Below are 15,476 nucleotides of genomic sequence, written 5' to 3' on the forward strand. Positions count from 1 at the left end.
CGCCGGCTGATCAGCCCGCCTCGACCGCCAGCGCCTCCAGTACCGATCAGCCGACCTCGACCGCCAGTGCCTCCAGCCCTCTGATCACGAAGTTCGGCTTCCTCTCCGGCTCGGTGGCGAGTCGCAGCTTCGGGGCCCTCTCCAGCAGCGCCCCCATCGAGGCCGCCAGTTCGATCCGGGCCAGGGGTGCGCCGATGCAGTAGTGGATGCCGGCGCTGAAGGAGATGTGGGGGTTGTCCACGCGGGTGAGGTCCAGGGCGGACGGGTTCCGGAACACCGCCGGGTCGTGGTTGGCGGAGCCGAACAGCATGGCGATCTCCGCGCCGCGCGGGATCGTCGTGCCGTCGATCTCGATCTCGTCCAGGACCCAGCGCTCGAACAGCTGCAGCGGGGTGTCGTAGCGCATCAGCTCCTCGATCGCGGAGGGGATGAGCGTGTGGTCCGCGCGCAGCGCCTCCAGCTGGGACGGGTTGCGGAACAGGGCGTACCAGCCGTTGACCGTGGCGTTCACCGTGGCCTCGTGGCCGGCGTTGAGCAGCAGGACGCAGGTGGAGATCATCTCCTGCTCGGTGAGCCGGTCGCCCTCGTCGTGGGCTGCGATGAGCCCCGAGATGAGGTCCTCGCCGGGCTCCTCGCGGCGGGCCGCGATCAGCTCGCGCAGGTAGTCGGAGAACTCGACCGACGCCCGGACCGCCTTCGCCGCCGTGTCCTCGGACGGCTTGAGCTCGTACATCCCGCAGATGTCCGCCGACCAGGGGCGCAGCGGGGCCCGGTCGGACTCCGGGATGCCGAGCATCTCGGCGATCACCGCGACGGGGAGGGGCTCGGCGACGTCCTTCAGCAGGTCGCCGCCGCCCGCCTCGACCAGCGTGGACACCAGCTCGCCGGCCAGGCCCTCCACGTACGGCTTCAGCCGCTCCACCGTGCGCGGCGTGAACGCCTTCGACACCAGACGGCGGATCCGGGTGTGATCCGGGGGCTCCAGGTCGAGCATCCCGTGGTCGTTGAGGGTGTGGAACGGCTCGTGCTCCGGCGGGGGCGACGTACGGCCGAACTCCTGGTGCGAGAACCGGTGCTGGTACGTGCGGCCGAGGCGCCGGTCGCGCAGCAGTGCCGAGACGTCCGCGTGGTGCGGGACGAGCCACTGGTTCGTGGGCTCGAACCAGTGCACGCGGCCCCGGGCACGCAGCTCGGCGTAGACGGGGTACGGGTCGGTGAGGAACGCCGGGTCCCACGGGTCGAACCCGAGGTCGTGAACAGCTGCCATGAACGGACGCTAGCCCGGCAACCCCCACTCTGACCAGGGGCGGCGTCCGGCTGTCACCCCGGGGTCACCAGCCGCGCCTCGTACGCGAAGACCGCCGCCTGTGTCCGGTCCCTGAGGCCCAGCTTCACCAGGATCCGGCTGACATGCGTCTTGATCGTCGACTCGGCGACGACCAGCCGCTGCGCGATCTCCGAGTTCGACAGGCCCTGCGCGATGAGGACCAGCACCTCCGTCTCCCGATCGGTGAGGTCACCGTAGGCCGCCTGGGCGGAGGGCATGAGGTGCGGCTTCTCGGAGAGCTTGGAGAACTCGGTGATCAGGCGCCTGGTCACCGAGGGGGCCAGGAGCGCCTCCCCGGAGGCCACGACCCGCACACCGTCGGCCAGCTGGCGGGCCGAGGCGTCCTTGAGGAGGAAGCCGGAGGCACCCGCGCGCAGCGCCTGGTACACGTACTCGTCGAGGTCGAAGGTGGTGAGCACCAGCACCTTCGCCGCGCCGTCGGCGGCCACGATCTCGCGGGTCGCCTCTATGCCGTTCAGCTCGGGCATGCGGATGTCCATCAGCACCACGTCCGGTGCGAGCTCGCGCACCTTGGTGACGGCCTCCCGGCCGTTCACCGCCTCGCCGACGACCTCGATGTCGGGCATCGCGTTCAGCAGGACCGAGAACCCCTCGCGCACCATCATCTGGTCGTCCGCGATCAGGACACGAATGGTCATGCGTCACCCTCGTCCGGCAGGGCGACCGGCAGGTACACCGCCACCTCGTAACCTCCGTCGTCCGTGCCGCCGGCCGTCATCTCGCCGTTCAGCATCGACACCCGCTCCCGCATGCCCGTGATGCCGTGCCCGGCGCCGGGCGAGGGCTTGATGAGGCTGGTGTTGGGCGGCGGGCCGTTGACTATGCGCAGCCCCAGGCCGCCGAGCACGTAGCCGATCTCGACCCGGGCGGTCGCGCCCGGTGCGTGCCGCAAGGTGTTGCTCAGAGCCTCCTGCACGATGCGGTACGCCGACAGCTCCACGCCCTGTGGCAGCTCGCGCACCGCGCCCGTCACCACCTTCTCCGCGGTCAGCCCGGCCTCCCGGACGTTGGCCAGCAGCCCGTCCAGGTCGGCGAGGGTGGGCTGCGGGGCGTCCGGGACCTCGTAGTCCTCGGCGCGGACGACGCCGAGCACCCGGCGCAGTTCGGTCAGCGCCGCCACCGCGTTCTCCCGGATCGTGGCGAACGCCTTCTCCAGCTCCGGCGGCGGGTTCTCCACCCGGTAGGGCGCGGCCTCCGCCTGGATGGCGACCACCGACATGTGGTGGGCGACCACGTCGTGCAGCTCGCGGGCGATCGTGGTGCGCTCCTCCAGCAGGGTGCGGCGGGAACGCTCGTGCGCGGTGACCGTCTGCTGGGCGGTGACCTCCTGCTCGGCGTCGCGGCGGATGTGCCGGACGGTGACACAGAGCAGGATCAGGGCCGAGAGGATCAGCATGGGGGCGGAGTTGGTGCCGTACGTGTTGGTCGGGCCGATGCCGGCATCCGCGACCAGGGCGTACAGCGCCGTCAGTACCCACATCCATCCGGCCGTGCGCGGCCGGGTGCGCACGGCCACGACCGTCAGCACGATCAGATGGCAGGCGAAGCTGCCGGGCGTCCAGGGCCACTCGCCCCACTGGCTGCCGAACATGGCGAGGAGCGGGGTCGAGACCATGGACGCCCAGAACGCGCCGACCGGCCGCACCATGGTCAGCAGCACGGGAACCGCGCAGAACAGACCGAGCAGCAGAGCCGGACCGCCGAAGTCGGCCGTGGCGATGGCCAAGGTGAGCAGGGCCCCGGCGGTGATCACCGCGTGCGGTAGCCATGCCGCGTACTCCCGCAGCCTTCCCGGCAGCCGCCGGACGAGCCACCCGTCCGTGCGCCGGGGCGGCAGCGGCCGGTAGGCGAACGCGTCGTGGATCAGGTCCTGCCGCAGACCGCGCAGGGAGTCCACCGCCACCCGGTATTCGGGGCTGTGCTGCTTGGCCCCGTCCCCCGGTGGCGTGGTCTGAAGGTGAGTCGTCTCGGTCACGTACAGAACGGTAAGCGGGGCCCGGCCTCCCGGTCGTCCCCAGTGAGAGGGGTCACCGAGGGTCCCTCTCAGGTACTACGGGGATTGCCGGGGGCCTCAGTACCCCGACGGCCGCACGACCCCCGACTCGTAGGCGAACACCGCCGCCTGCGTCCGGTCCCTCAGGCCCAGCTTCACCAGGATCCTGCCGACGTGGGTCTTCACCGTCTGCTCGGCCACGAACAGGTGCCGGGCGATCTCCGCGTTCGACAGGCCCTGCGCGATCAGCGCGAGCACCTCCGTCTCCCGCTCGGTCAGATCGCCGACGCGTTCCTTGAGCGGGGTGCGGGGCTTGCCGTCGAGCCGGGAGAACTCGGCGATCAGCTTGCGGGTGATGACCGGGGCGAGCAGCGCTTCCCCGGCCGCGACCACCCGGACCGCCTCGGCGAGCTGCTCCGACGACGCGTCCTTCAGCAGGAACCCGGAGGCTCCGGCGCGCAGCGCGTCGTACACGTACTCGTCGAGGTCGAAGGTGGTGAGCACCAGCACCCGCATGTCCGGGTGGGCCGCGGCGATGTGCCGGGTGGCCTCGATGCCGCCGATCCCGGGCATGCGGATGTCCATCAGGACGACGTCCGGGGCGAGCTCCGAGGCCAGGGCGATGCCGCCCTCACCGTTCTTCGCGTCGCCGACGACCTCCATGTCGGGCTGTATGCCGAGCAGCACGGTGAAGCCCTGCCGGACCATCGCCTGGTCGTCGACGATGAGAACCCGGATGGGTCTGCCGGTGCCGCTCGTCATGAGGTCCCTTTCCTGCGGGCCGTCGGATGGTCGGTGCCCGGGGCGTCGGCGGGCGGGGTCTCCGGGAGGAAGGCGGTGACCTTGAAACCGTCCCAGTGCCACAGGTGCGCCGTCATGGTGCCCCCGAGCATCGCGACCCGCTCCCGCATGCCGAGCAGCCCGTGGCCCGCCCCCGTCGACGGCGGTGGCGGCCCGGTCGGGCGGCCGTTGACGATCTCCACCTCCAGGCCGTCCGGCTCGTAGGTGAGACGGACCGTGATCCGCGCGCCGGGCGCGTGCCGCAGGGCGTTGCTCAGCGCCTCCTGCACGATCCGGTACGCCGACAGCTCCACACCGGGCGGCAGCGGACGCCGCTCGCCCCGGATGTCGGTGACGACCTCGCGTCCGACCGCCCGGGTGTTCTCCACCAGCGCGTCGAGCCGGTCGAGCGTGGGCTGCGGGGCGTGCGGAGTGCTCTCGTCACCCGCGTCGCCGAACGGCTCCCCCGGGCCGGGGTGCTCCGAGCGCAGCACGCCCAGCACGCGGCGCAGTTCGGTCAGTGCCTCCAGCGCGTTCTGCCGTATGCCCGCGAGGTTCTCCCTGAGCTCGTCGGGCGGGTTCGCCACGAGGTGCGGGGCGACCTGCGCCTGGATGGAGATGACCGACATGTGGTGGGCCACCACGTCGTGCAGCTCCCGCGCGATGCGGCTGCGCTCCTCCAGCAGGGTGCGCCGGGTGCGCTCCTCGGCGGTGAGCGTGGTCTGCTCGACGAGTTGCGCGCGGGCCTCGCGGCGGCCGCGCAGGGCGGTGCCGAGGACCACGACGACGGTGAACAGGGAGACCGCGAGCACCCCGGTGGGCGCATAGCCGGCCGCGCCCAGCAGCCCTTGGACGACGTAGGTGAGGAGCACGGTCAGCGCGAGCGCCTCGACGGACACCCGGGTCCGCACCCGCAGGGCGAGCAGCAGCAGCACCGCCATGTGTCCGATGATCCCCGCCGACGTCCAGGGCCAGGTGAAGTCGGGGGCTCCACCGGCCAACAACTGGCGGCGCACTTCGAGGGCGCCCAGCAGCATGGCCGCCGTCGAGAGCCACCACGCCGGGATGGGCCGCCACAGGGCGAGCACCATGGCACCGCCCTGCGCCAGCCCGAGCGGGAAGGCGATCTGCGGACCCACGCCGCCGTTGTCGACGAGCTGCCCCACCGCGCCGAGGGTGACACCGAACGCGGCCAGGCACACCAGCCCGTGCGGCAGCCAGCGCAGCCAGGTGGAGGGCGGCATCGGATCCGACCGGACGGTCCACAGGTCCTCGCGCAGGACCCGCAGCCAGCCTCTGACCCGCGCCCGCAGCGCGCGGCCCACCCCCGTGTCCGTCACAGGCTCAGCCTAGACATGACGCGCCCTCGCCGCTGTGCCCCGGTCGGACGGACGGTGCGCCCGCACCACTCGCGACGTGCGGCCCCGGCCACCGCCGCCTCGCTCGAAGGAGCGGAAGGCGGCCCAGCAGACCGCGAGGGCCAGCGCGAACACCGGCAGCCAGAGAAGCCGGGCCCCGACCCAGCCGAGGTCGTCGGGCCGGGTGTGCAGCCCGGGGAGCCGGCCGGCGAGCAGGCCGGTGGCGGTCGTGGCCATCAGGGCCGTCTGGTGCCAGAGGAAGACGGTCATCACGGAGAGGTTGACGAGCGCCACGGCCGCCCACGCCACGGGACGGCGCATCGCCCGCCGCAGCCGCTCGCGCAGCAGCAGGGCGAGACCGCACTGGGCCAGGCCGAACGTGACGACGGCCAGCGTCGGCGGGTCAAGGTTGGACATGCCGTCGCCCGGGACGCCGACCATGGACGCCGGATAGCCCGCCAACGCCACGAGCGCCGCGGTCGCCGCCGCCCCCGCGCCCAGCAGGACCCAGCCCGCACGGCGGCGTTCCAGTTCGCCGCGGGTCCAGGCCGCGCCCAGCGTGTAGGGCACCATCCAGGCGGCCGCCACGTTCACCCAGCCCAGCCAGGCGGGGCCGCCGAGGCCGAAGCGCAGCAGGTCCACGTGCAGGACGACGGCCAGCGGCCAGAGCGGGTTGAGCCGGGCGAGCAGCGGGGTCGCCGCCGTCAGGCCCGCGAACACCACGAGGAACCACAGGGGGGACAGGGCCAGCTTCACCATCGTGCGGACCGTGCCGTACTCGGTGCCCGACAGCAGCAGCGCGACGGCGGCGGCCGTCCACAGGGTGAGGACGGCCGCGACCGGCTTGAACAGCCGGGACAGCCGGGCCGTCAGCCACCGGTGGTACGGGATTCCCCGGGCCCGGGCGGAGGCATGACCGCGGGTGGCGACATGGCCACCGACCAGGAAGAACACCGCGAGCGTCTGGAACATCCAGGAGACGGGCGTCAGCCAGGGCATGTGCTGCAGCGGGCTCGCCGTGCGCAGGGCGCGGCCGTCGGAGACCAGGGCGGTGACCAGCCAGTGCCCGAGGACGACGCCGAGGACGGCGGCGGCCCGCAGGGCGTCCACGGCCCGGTCGCGGCCGGGTGGGGTGGCCGCGCCGACGCGGCCGGCGCCCCGCCGCACCCCCTGCCGCAGGGCGCGTACGCCGATGTCAGTCATGGGCCACCGCCTTGGTCTCGCCCAGGACGATCCGGGCCAGGTTGGTCAGGGAGGTCGAGCCGGGCCTGAAGTAGTCGCTGTGGCCGCCCTCGCCCGCCGTGAAGACCCGGGCGCCGAAGGCCGGGGAGACGGGGTCGGTGCCGAAGCCGACGGTGGTGCCGAACAGGTCCAGGCGAAGGTGCGGGACGTTCTCCACCCAGTCGTCACCGCCCCGGGCCGCCCAGACGCGGGCGCGGGTGTGCAGGTCGGCGACGGTGCCGGCACCCGTGCCCGGGCTGCCGACGAGCGCGATGTCGTCGACGGCGAGCCCGGCGGCGGCACGGCCGCAGACCACCGAGCCGTACGAGTGGCACAGCAGCGATATGCGCGCGCCGGTGCCCGCGGTGGCACGCAGGTCGGCGACGAGCGCGCGCAGGTGCGGGGCCGCCTGCTCCGCCCTGCCGGTCGTCGTGACCGTCGTGCTGACGGTGCCCGGCGTCTCGTAGCCCAGCCAGGCCACGACCGCGGTGCGCGTGCCCGCGGGGGCCTGCCGGGCGAGCTGCCGGTGCAGGGCGGCGGCCGCCGCGTGGAACCGGCCGTAGGTGTCGAGGCTCGTGTCGGACCCCGGGACCAGGACGGCGATGCGGTCGGCCCGGGAGAGGTCGCCGAGGACCTCCGTCACCCGGCCGGGGCCGCGGCCGTCGAACCGCAGGAGGTGCCGGGCCGGGGCGGCCAGACGACGGTCCGTCGCGGCACGGTCCCGGTCGTGGTGGGCGGCGGCCGTGCGGGCCGCTTCGGCGGCGTTGGCCCGGTTGGCCGCGTACGCCTCGTCGAGCGTCGACGCGTTGAGGGGTGCGAGCGACGCGGGGGCCGGTGCGGGGGTCTGCGGTCGTACGGCTCCGGACAGAGGGACGACCACCGCACCGGTGATGAGGACGGCGAGCGCGGCTCGGCGCCATCGGCCGGCGCGGCGCCTGCCGTCGCCATGGCGGTACTGCGGTGCGGACCCCATGGTCGTCCCCCTCCAGCGCACCCGGCCATCGGGTCTGCATGGAAGGGAAGTTACGGAAGGGGACGCCTCGTTCGCGTCCCACCAGGGAACTCACCTGCGGCGTAGCTCTCAGGTACTACGGGTATGCCCCGGGGCCCCACCTATGGGGGCAGCTCTCGGGAGGCAGCTCCCAGAGCGTCGCTCCCAGGCGGCAGCTCTCAAGCGGCAACCAAGCGGCAACTCTCAAGGATCAGCTGCCGCTCACCAGGCCAGCTGCGCGATCTCCTCCACGACCACGGCGCAGGCGTCGGCTGCCGGGTCGATGAGCGGGAAGTGCCCGACGTCCTCCAGCAGCGTCACCCCCACCATCTCCCCGGCCTTCGACGCCGCCTCCGCGTACGACTCGGCGACCGCCTGCGGGACATCGAGGTCCGTGCGGCCCTGCACGAGGGTGGTGGCGATGCCCGTGGGCAGCAGCAGCGCCGGGTCCGCGTACGGCTGCCGCTCCGCGAAGTGCTCGTCCCCTCCCAGGAGTTGACGCGCTGCGCCCCCGCACACATCCAGCTTGTCGGCGATCGCCAGATCGGCGATCGGGGCGAGGGCGACGACGCCGCGCAGCGTCACCGGACTGCCGCCGCGCCAGGGCGAGTCGGCCGGCAGGACGTGCCGGGCGGCACCCCACAGCGCGAGATGCCCGCCCGCCGAGTGGCCGGTGAGGACCGTACGGCGCGGGTCGGCCTGCGGCAGCAACTCCCGTACCAGCGCCGGCAGGGCGTCCAGCGCCGCGGCGACGTCGTCGAAGGTGTCGGGCCAGCGGCCCGCGAGGGAGTCGTCACCGCCGCCGCGCCGGTACTCGATACTGGCCACGGCGAACCCGCGGCGGGCGAGGAAGTCAGCGAAGGGGCTGATGTGACGCCGGTCGTACGGCGCCCGCCAGGCGCCGCCGTGCAGCACGACGACGACCGGGGCCGGTCCGGGGCCACCCGCCCGGCGCGGCGCGAAGAAGCCGATCACCTGGTCCGGGTGGTCACCGTAGGCCGCGGTGGCGTCGGGGTCGACGGGCGCGTGGGAGAAGGCCGACTTCTCCTCGGCAGCGGCCCGTGCTGCTGCGACGTCGTCCGTCATGCTCCAACCTTCCAGCGATGAACCGTACGATGAACCGTACGCGGCAGCCCAGTTGAGGGGTCAGCCGTTGGCCGGGACGGTACCAGGCGCGTGACATGCGCGGACATGCGGATGTCACGCTCGGTGAAGACCGGACGGGCGCCCTCAGGGCCGGGACACCGCAAGGGCATCCCTGCCCCGCCACCGCTCAGGCCGATCCCTCCGCCGCTCGGACAGGCGCTCCGCCGCTCGGACCGGCCCTCCGCCGCTCAGACCGGCCCTCCGCCGCTCGGGCCAGCCCCGCCACCGCCCAGACCGGCCCGCCGCCGCTCAGGCCAGCGTCTGTGCCAGCACCCGCGCCGCCCGCTCCACGTCGGCGAAACCTACGTACAGCGGTGTGAAGCCGAAGCGCAGCACGTCCGGGGCCCGGAAGTCGCCGACCACACCCCGCTCGATCAGCCGCTTCATGACGTCACCGGCGATGGGGGCACCTCCCTGCTCGAACGAAGTCGAGAGCTCGGGGGAACAGCGCAGGGCGATCTGGCTGCCCCGCTCCCCGTGCGCCACCGGCGTCACGCACTCGACCCGGCCCTCGGGCACGTACTCCGCCACGCACTCCAGGAAGAAGTCCGTCAGCGCGAGGGACTTGGCCCGCACCGCCTCGACCGACACCCCGTCCCAGACCTCCAGGGCCGCCTCCAGGGCGAGCATGGAGAGGATGTCGGGTGTGCCGACCCGGCCGCGCAGGGCACCGGGGGCCGGCTCGTAGCCGCTGCGCATGCCGAACGGCTCGGCGTGCGAGTTCCAGCCGGGCAGCGGCGAGTCGAAGCGGTCCTGCAGCTCCCGCCGCACATACAGGTACGCCGGTGAACCCGGCCCGCCGTTCAGGTACTTGTAGGTGCAGCCGACCGCGAGGTCCACGCCGTGCTCGTCCAGCCCGACCGGCAGCGCGCCCGCGCTGTGGCACAGGTCCCAGACGGCGACCGCGCCCGCCTCGCGCACGGCGGCCGTCAGACCGGGCAGGTCGTGCAGCCGGCCGGTGCGGTAGTCGACGTGGTTGAGGAGGACGGCGGCGGTACGGTCGCCCAGTGCGCCCGGGACGTCCGCCGGTGCCACGGGCCGCAGGGTGGAGCCGGTCATGCGGGCGGCGGACTCGGCGATGTACCCGTCGGTGGGGAAGGTCGTCGCGTCGACGAGGATCTCGTCACGGCCCTCCCCTGCCATCCGCACCGCACCCACGAGTGCCTTGAGGACATTGACACTTGTGGAGTCGCCCACGACGATCTGCCCGGGCGCCGCCCCGACCAGCGGGGCGATCCGGTCACCGATCCGCTCGGGCGCCGTCCACCAGCCGCTCTCCTCCCAGGACCGGATGCGCAGCTCGCCCCACTGCCGGCGTACGACGTCCTCGACCCGCCCGGGGACGACGGCCGGCAGGGCACCGAGCGAGTTGCCGTCGAGGTAGACCACGTCGTCGAGGACGAACTCGGCACGCTTGCCGCCCAGTTCGTCGACGGCGTCCAGCTTCTGCGCGCGTTCCGCCAGCTCAGACATAGGACCGCGCCGTCCACAGCTCGGGGAACACGTGCTTCTGCGCGCGCTTCTCCAGCCAGGCCACCCCGGCGGAGCCGCCCGTGCCGGTCTTGGCGCCCATCGCACGGCGGGTGGCGACCAGGTGGTCGTTGCGCCAGCGCCACACCAGCTCGGCGACATCGCTCAGCGCCTCACCCAGCCGGGCCACCTCGTCGCTCTCGTCACCCGAGTAGACGGCGGTCCAGGCCGCCTCCACCTCCGGCGACGGCTCATAGCGCCGGGAGACGTCGCGCCGCAGCACGGCGTCCGGGATGTCGTGCCCGCGCCGCGCCAGCAGCCGCACGACCTCGTCGTACAGGCTCGGCTCGTGCAGCGCCTTCTCCAGCTCGGCGTGCACGCGCGGTGCGCCCCGGTGCGGGACGAGCATCGACGCTGACTTGTCACCGAGCAGGAACTCCATGCGTCGGTACATCGCCGACTGGAAGCCGGAGCCCTCGCCGAGGGCGCTGCGGTACGAGTTGAACTGGGCCGGCGTGAGCTGGGCGAGCGGCTTCCAGGAGTGGTTGAGCGCCTCCAGTTCGCGGACGGACCTCTTGAGCGCGGCGGTGGCGGTGGGGATGTCGTCACCCCTGAGCGCGCCTGCCGCGGTCTCCCACTCGTGGACGATGACGGTGAACCACAGCTCCATCACCTGGGTCGTCACCAGGAAGACCATCTCGCCGGGGTCGTCGGAGAGGGTGTGCTGGAGGTGGGTGAGTACGTCCGCCTTGACGTAGTCCTCGTACGGCGTCGTGCCGTGGAAGTCGAGATGCGGGGTCTCGGGCTCGTGAGCCTCGTGGGACATCGCTGTCTCCTGCGTGTAACTCCGGGTAGCGGTCCGCCCCTGCCGAATCCGACACGGGGGCCCCGGTCCCCAGGGGCATCTTCCGCAATCGTCCCCCGAAACCGCAAGGCCCGCCTTTCACGGACGGGCCTCGCGGACACGGACCGTGTCTCAGCCCAGGACCTGCGCCGCCGTCGGCGAGGAGTCCTTCAGGAACTGGGAGCAGCGCTCGTACTCCTCCTGCTCGCCGATCGCCTGGGCGGCGCGGGCGAGGGCGTGCAGGGCGCGCAGGAAGCCGCGGTTGGGCTCGTGCTCCCACGGCACGGGGCCGTGGCCCTTCCAGCCGCTGCGGCGCAGCGCGTCCAGGCCGCGGTGGTAACCCGTGCGGGCGTACGCGTAGGACTCCACGGCCGCGCCCCGCTCGAACGCCTCGTCGGCGAGCTGCGCCCAGACGAGCGAGGAGGTGGGGTGCGTGGCAGCGGCGTCGACCGGCGACTTGCCCGACGCGAGCATTTCCCGCGGCCCGGGGTCGTCGGGGAGGTGGGTCGGGGGCGGGCCCCCGAGAAGGTTCTCGTGAATGGACATGAGGTCAAGTCTGCGCCATGCCGTCCGCTGCGGCGCAGCGGGCGGGGGCATCGACCGGACGACTGCCCCGTGGGGCCGCATGCCGGCCACGCCGGTGCGACCGCCACACGGAGCCGGCCCCGGCCGAGTCCGCCGAGGCAGGCCCGTCCGAGACCGCCAGGGCCGGGCCGGACCGCGCCACCCATCAGAGCCCGGGCGGACGCGACGACGGCCTGCACAAGCCGGACCACACGGCGGCCACTCCAGGCCGTGCCGGACGACGACCAGCCCATGACCTACCTGCCCGGGCCGGCGACCACCGCAGGGCAGGACCGGACGGCGCCCACCACCACGTCAGGCCGGACCACGACCACCACGTCAGGCCCGACCACGACCACCACCACGTCAGGCCCGACCACGACCACCACCACGTCAGGCCCGACCACGACCATTACCTGGCCAGGCCGGCCACGCCCGCCACGCCAGGCCCGGCAGCGCCCCCCGGCCCGGTCGCGCGGCGGCTACATCAGCCTCTTGCGCACCGGCTCCCCCTCCAGCGGTGGCGCCGTGACGCCGCCCTGCCGCAGGCACTCCGGCCGCTTGCAGTCCGGCGGCGGTCTGCGCACGGCCGCCGCCGCGATCACGGCGCCCGCCACCAGCACCCCCGCACACCACCCCATCGCCTTCCCGAAAGCCGTGTCGAAGGCGGCCGGCTCCCGGTACGCCTCCTCCCCCATCCCGGCCAGCAGCGGCAGCGCCGCCACCGCGATCAGCCCCGCCGCCCGGGCCGCCGCGTTGTTGATGCCGCTGGCCAGACCGGCCCGCACCACGCTCACCGAGCCCAGGACCGTCGCCGTCAGCGGCGCCACCAGCGTGACCATGCCCAGCCCGAGCACCATCAGCGCCGGCAGCACGTCGGCGAGGTAGGACGCCCCCGGCCCGACCCGCAGCATCAGCAGCATCCCGGCCGCGCACAGCAGCGGCCCCGCCGTCAGCGGGATCCGCGGCCCGATCCGGTCGGCCAGTTCCCCGGACCGTGCGGACAGCAGCAGCATCAGCACGGTCGTCGGCAGCAGCGCCGTACCGGCGGCGAGGGCCGAGTAGCCCACGACCACCTGGAGCTGGAGCACGGCGAGGAAGAAGAACCCGCCGAGCGCCGCGTACACGCACAGCGTGACCAGGTTGACGGCTGTGAACTGCCGGGACGCGAAGATGTCCGGCGGCATCATCGGATCGGGCCGGCGCCGCTCGACCACCACGAACGCCACGGCCGCGGCCAGTCCGGCCACCGCCGGGACGACGACCACCACACCGCCCCCGCCGGCCTCGATCAGCGAGTACGTCACCAGCGCGAGCGCCAGCGCCCCCAGCACGGCCCCGAGCACGTCGAACCGCCCGTGCGCCCGCTCTTCCCCACCCGACTCCGGAACGTGCCGCAGGGCGACCGGCACGCACAGCAGGGCCAGTGGCACGTTCAGCAGGAACACCCATCGCCAGCCCGGCCCGTCCACCAGCCAGCCGCCGACGAACGGCCCGACCGCCGCCCCGATCCCGCCGAAGCCGGACCACAGGCCCACCGCCCGGCCCCGGTCGTCGGCGTGGAAGGACGCCTGGATCAACGCCAGGGACCCGGGGGTCAGGAGAGCGCCGCCCACCCCCTGCAGGGCCCGGGCGGCGATCAGCACGCCCGCGTTCGGCGCGATCCCGCACAGCAGCGACGCCACCGCGAACCACACCACGCCGACGACGAACACCTTCCGCCGCCCGAACCGGTCCCCGAGCGCCCCGCCCAGCAGGATCAGCCCGGCCAGCGTGACCATGTAGGCGTTGGCGGTCCACTGCAGGACGGACAGGTCCGCGTCGAGGTCGCGACCGATGCGCGGCAGGGCCACATTGACGACCGTGGAGTCCAGCAACGCCATGCTGGAGCCGAGGACGGTGGTGAGCAGGATCCACTTGCCCTGCGGGGAGGCCAGCCGGACATCGGGCATGCAGGGAGCATACGGAAGAGCCCGGCACCACAGGAGGTGCCGGGCTCTTCCGTACGCGAGCGGACCGGAAGCGTTACTTGATCTTCGTGCCGGTCGAGCGCAGGTTGCCGCAGGCCTCGACGACGCGCGCGGACATGGAGGCCTCGGCGAGCTTGCCCCAGGTACGCGGGTCGTAGGTCTTCTTGTTGCCGACCTCGCCGTCGACCTTCAGGACACCGTCGTAGTTGCGGAACATGTGGTCCGCGACCGGGCGCGTGAAGGCGTACTGGGTGTCCGTGTCGATGTTCATCTTCACGACGCCGTTCTCCAGCGCGGTGCGGATCTCCGCCTCCGTGGAGCCGGAGCCGCCGTGGAAGACGAAGTCGAACGGGGAGCCCTTGCCGAACTTGGCGGCGACGCCCTCGTTCAGCTCCTTCAGCAGCTCGGGACGCAGGACGACGTTGCCGGGCTTGTACACGCCGTGCACGTTGCCGAACGACGCGGCGAGCAGGTAGCGGCCCTTCTCACCCAGGCCGAGGGCCTCGGCGGTGCGGATCGCGTCGTCGACCGTGGTGTAGAGAGAGTCGTTGATCTCGTGGGTGACGCCGTCCTCCTCGCCACCGGTCGGCGTGATCTCCACCTCGAGGATGATCTTCGCGGCGCGGGCCTGCGCCAGCAGCTCCTGCGCGATGGAGAGGTTGTCGGCGAGGGTCTCGGCCGAGCCGTCCCACATGTGCGACTGGAACAGCGGGTTGAGACCGGCCTCGACGCGCTTCTGGGACAGCGCCAGCAGCGGACGTACGTACCCGTCGAGCTTGTCCTTGGGGCAGTGGTCGGTGTGCAGCGCGATGTTCACCGGGTACTTCTCGGCGACGATGTGCGCGAACTCGGCCAGCGCGACCGAGCCGGTGACCATGTCCTTGCTGTACTGACCGCCCAGGAACTCGGCACCACCCGTGGAGATCTGGACGATGCCGTCGCTCTCCGCCTCAGCGAAACCGCGCAGGGCCGCGTGCAGGGTCTGGGTGGAGGTCACGTTGATGGCCGGGTAGGCGAACTTTCCTGCCTTCGCCCGGTCCAGCATCTCGTTGTAGACCTCGGGAGTTGCGATGGGCATGCGTCCGCTCCTTGTATCTGCGGGTTGACGTGCTGCTGTGTCTAACGGCCCTGACCTAGACCTTGGGGTGCGACGTCATCGTCGGCCCCATCTTTCCAGACTTGGCCGGAAGGTCCAGGCCACCGTCCACGCCCTGGTCAGTCCTCGGTCGGTCCTCGGTCAGTCGAGGCCCAGTTCGTCCTTGGAGTAGGCGAAGAGGTACGGCACCCCGGCCCCCTCCTGGATCTTCTCCGCGGCACCGGTCGCCCGGTCGACGATGGTCGCGACGGCGACGACCTCGGCCCCGGCCTCACGCACGGCCTCGACGGCGGTGAGCGGGGAGCCGCCGGTGGTGGACGTGTCCTCGACGACCAGCACCCGGCGGCCCGCGATGTCCGGGCCCTCGACGCGCCGCTGCAGGCCGTGCGCCTTGGCGGCCTTGCGTACGACGAACGCGTCCAGGCGCTTCCCGCGGGCGGCGGCCGCGTGCAGCATGGCGGCGGCCACGGGGTCGGCGCCCATGGTGAGCCCGCCCACGGCATCGAAGTCGAAGTCCGCGGTCAGGTCCAGCAGCACCTGCCCGACCAGCGGCGCGGCCTCGCCGTCGAGCGTGACGCGCCGGAGGTCGACGTAGTAGTCCGCTTCCAGACCCGACGACAGGGTCACCTTGCCGTGCACCACGGCCTTGTCCTTGATCTGCTGCAGCAGCGCGCCGCGAGTGTCCGTCATGGCGC

15 protein-coding genes are annotated in these 15,476 nt (G+C 72.8%); all 15 read right to left on the reverse strand.

What is annotated here, in order from left to right; genetic code table 11:
* Positions 1–46: 46 nt before the first annotated feature.
* Positions 47–1,267: a cytochrome P450 gene (locus ACFY9S_RS05410; RefSeq protein WP_391123274.1), complete on the reverse strand. Its 1,221-nt coding sequence runs from the start codon at positions 1,265–1,267 to the stop codon at positions 47–49.
* Between the two features lie 53 nt (positions 1,268–1,320).
* On the reverse strand, positions 1,321–1,986 hold the full coding sequence (locus ACFY9S_RS05415) for a response regulator transcription factor (protein ID WP_102913621.1): 666 nt from the start codon (positions 1,984–1,986) through the stop codon (positions 1,321–1,323).
* Positions 1,983–3,323 (reverse strand): histidine kinase, encoded by a 1,341-nt coding sequence (locus ACFY9S_RS05420; protein ID WP_391123277.1) that lies wholly within the window; start codon positions 3,321–3,323, stop codon positions 1,983–1,985. The genes ACFY9S_RS05415 and ACFY9S_RS05420 overlap by 4 nt, the downstream gene beginning before the upstream one ends.
* 96 nt (positions 3,324–3,419) lie before the next feature.
* The gene (locus ACFY9S_RS05425; RefSeq protein ID WP_391123280.1) at positions 3,420–4,103 is read right to left on the reverse strand and encodes a response regulator; all 684 of its coding nucleotides are present in this window, start codon (positions 4,101–4,103) and stop codon (positions 3,420–3,422) included.
* Positions 4,100–5,461 (reverse strand): histidine kinase, encoded by a 1,362-nt coding sequence (locus tag ACFY9S_RS05430; protein WP_391123283.1) that lies wholly within the window; start codon positions 5,459–5,461, stop codon positions 4,100–4,102. Before ACFY9S_RS05430 ends, ACFY9S_RS05425 begins: the two co-directional genes overlap by 4 nt.
* A 9-nt stretch (positions 5,462–5,470) precedes the next feature.
* Positions 5,471–6,682 carry an acyltransferase family protein gene (locus tag ACFY9S_RS05435; RefSeq protein WP_391123286.1) on the reverse strand — a complete coding sequence of 404 codons (1,212 nt, stop codon included), beginning with the start codon at positions 6,680–6,682 and terminating at the stop codon, positions 5,471–5,473.
* A complete protein-coding gene (locus ACFY9S_RS05440; RefSeq protein WP_391123289.1) occupies positions 6,675–7,673 on the reverse strand; it encodes an alpha/beta hydrolase in 999 nt (332 codons plus the stop codon). The genes ACFY9S_RS05435 and ACFY9S_RS05440 overlap by 8 nt, the downstream gene beginning before the upstream one ends.
* Before the next feature lie 240 nt (positions 7,674–7,913).
* On the reverse strand, positions 7,914–8,777 hold the full coding sequence (locus ACFY9S_RS05445) for an alpha/beta fold hydrolase (RefSeq protein ID WP_391123292.1): 864 nt from the start codon (positions 8,775–8,777) through the stop codon (positions 7,914–7,916).
* A gap of 309 nt (positions 8,778–9,086) precedes the next feature.
* Positions 9,087–10,310 (reverse strand): kynureninase, encoded by a 1,224-nt coding sequence (gene kynU, locus ACFY9S_RS05450; RefSeq protein ID WP_391123295.1) that lies wholly within the window; start codon positions 10,308–10,310, stop codon positions 9,087–9,089.
* Positions 10,303–11,133, reverse strand: coding sequence for a tryptophan 2,3-dioxygenase family protein (locus ACFY9S_RS05455; RefSeq protein ID WP_102912919.1), 831 nt, complete (start codon positions 11,131–11,133; stop codon positions 10,303–10,305). Before ACFY9S_RS05455 ends, kynU begins: the two co-directional genes overlap by 8 nt.
* A 150-nt stretch (positions 11,134–11,283) precedes the next feature.
* Positions 11,284–11,697 (reverse strand): DUF3151 family protein, encoded by a 414-nt coding sequence (locus ACFY9S_RS05460; RefSeq protein ID WP_391123299.1) that lies wholly within the window; start codon positions 11,695–11,697, stop codon positions 11,284–11,286.
* Between the two features lie 275 nt (positions 11,698–11,972).
* A complete protein-coding gene (locus ACFY9S_RS05465; protein ID WP_391123302.1) occupies positions 11,973–12,122 on the reverse strand; it encodes a hypothetical protein in 150 nt (49 codons plus the stop codon).
* Positions 12,123–12,197: 75 nt separating this feature from the next.
* Positions 12,198–13,667 (reverse strand): DHA2 family efflux MFS transporter permease subunit, encoded by a 1,470-nt coding sequence (locus ACFY9S_RS05470; protein ID WP_391123305.1) that lies wholly within the window; start codon positions 13,665–13,667, stop codon positions 12,198–12,200.
* A 73-nt stretch (positions 13,668–13,740) separates the two neighbouring features.
* Positions 13,741–14,763: a class II fructose-bisphosphate aldolase gene (fbaA, locus tag ACFY9S_RS05475; RefSeq protein ID WP_391123308.1), complete on the reverse strand. Its 1,023-nt coding sequence runs from the start codon at positions 14,761–14,763 to the stop codon at positions 13,741–13,743.
* A 159-nt stretch (positions 14,764–14,922) separates the two neighbouring features.
* Positions 14,923–15,471 (reverse strand): orotate phosphoribosyltransferase, encoded by a 549-nt coding sequence (gene pyrE, locus ACFY9S_RS05480; RefSeq protein ID WP_102913895.1) that lies wholly within the window; start codon positions 15,469–15,471, stop codon positions 14,923–14,925.
* Between the last annotated feature and the right edge of the window lie 5 nt (positions 15,472–15,476).

This window comes from Streptomyces sp. NPDC012474 (genome assembly GCF_042955185.1).
GTDB lineage: Bacteria > Actinomycetota > Actinomycetes > Streptomycetales > Streptomycetaceae > Streptomyces > Streptomyces cahuitamycinicus.

Excerpts from the sequence above, each read along its gene's own strand:
- ACFY9S_RS05410 (WP_391123274.1), bottom strand. The coding sequence starts at position 1,267 with ATGGCAGCTGTTCACGACCTCGGGTTCGACCCGTGGGACCCGGCGTTC.
- ACFY9S_RS05415 (WP_102913621.1), bottom strand. The coding sequence starts at position 1,986 with ATGACCATTCGTGTCCTGATCGCGGACGACCAGATGATGGTGCGCGAG.
- ACFY9S_RS05425 (WP_391123280.1), bottom strand. The coding sequence starts at position 4,103 with ATGACGAGCGGCACCGGCAGACCCATCCGGGTTCTCATCGTCGACGAC.
- ACFY9S_RS05435 (WP_391123286.1), bottom strand. The coding sequence starts at position 6,682 with ATGACTGACATCGGCGTACGCGCCCTGCGGCAGGGGGTGCGGCGGGGC.
- ACFY9S_RS05440 (WP_391123289.1), bottom strand. The coding sequence starts at position 7,673 with ATGGGGTCCGCACCGCAGTACCGCCATGGCGACGGCAGGCGCCGCGCC.
- ACFY9S_RS05445 (WP_391123292.1), bottom strand. The coding sequence starts at position 8,777 with ATGACGGACGACGTCGCAGCAGCACGGGCCGCTGCCGAGGAGAAGTCG.
- kynU (WP_391123295.1), bottom strand. The coding sequence starts at position 10,310 with ATGTCTGAGCTGGCGGAACGCGCGCAGAAGCTGGACGCCGTCGACGAA.
- ACFY9S_RS05455 (WP_102912919.1), bottom strand. The coding sequence starts at position 11,133 with ATGTCCCACGAGGCTCACGAGCCCGAGACCCCGCATCTCGACTTCCAC.
- ACFY9S_RS05460 (WP_391123299.1), bottom strand. The coding sequence starts at position 11,697 with ATGTCCATTCACGAGAACCTTCTCGGGGGCCCGCCCCCGACCCACCTC.
- ACFY9S_RS05470 (WP_391123305.1), bottom strand. The coding sequence starts at position 13,667 with ATGCCCGATGTCCGGCTGGCCTCCCCGCAGGGCAAGTGGATCCTGCTC.
- fbaA (WP_391123308.1), bottom strand. The coding sequence starts at position 14,763 with ATGCCCATCGCAACTCCCGAGGTCTACAACGAGATGCTGGACCGGGCG.
- pyrE (WP_102913895.1), bottom strand. The coding sequence starts at position 15,471 with ATGACGGACACTCGCGGCGCGCTGCTGCAGCAGATCAAGGACAAGGCC.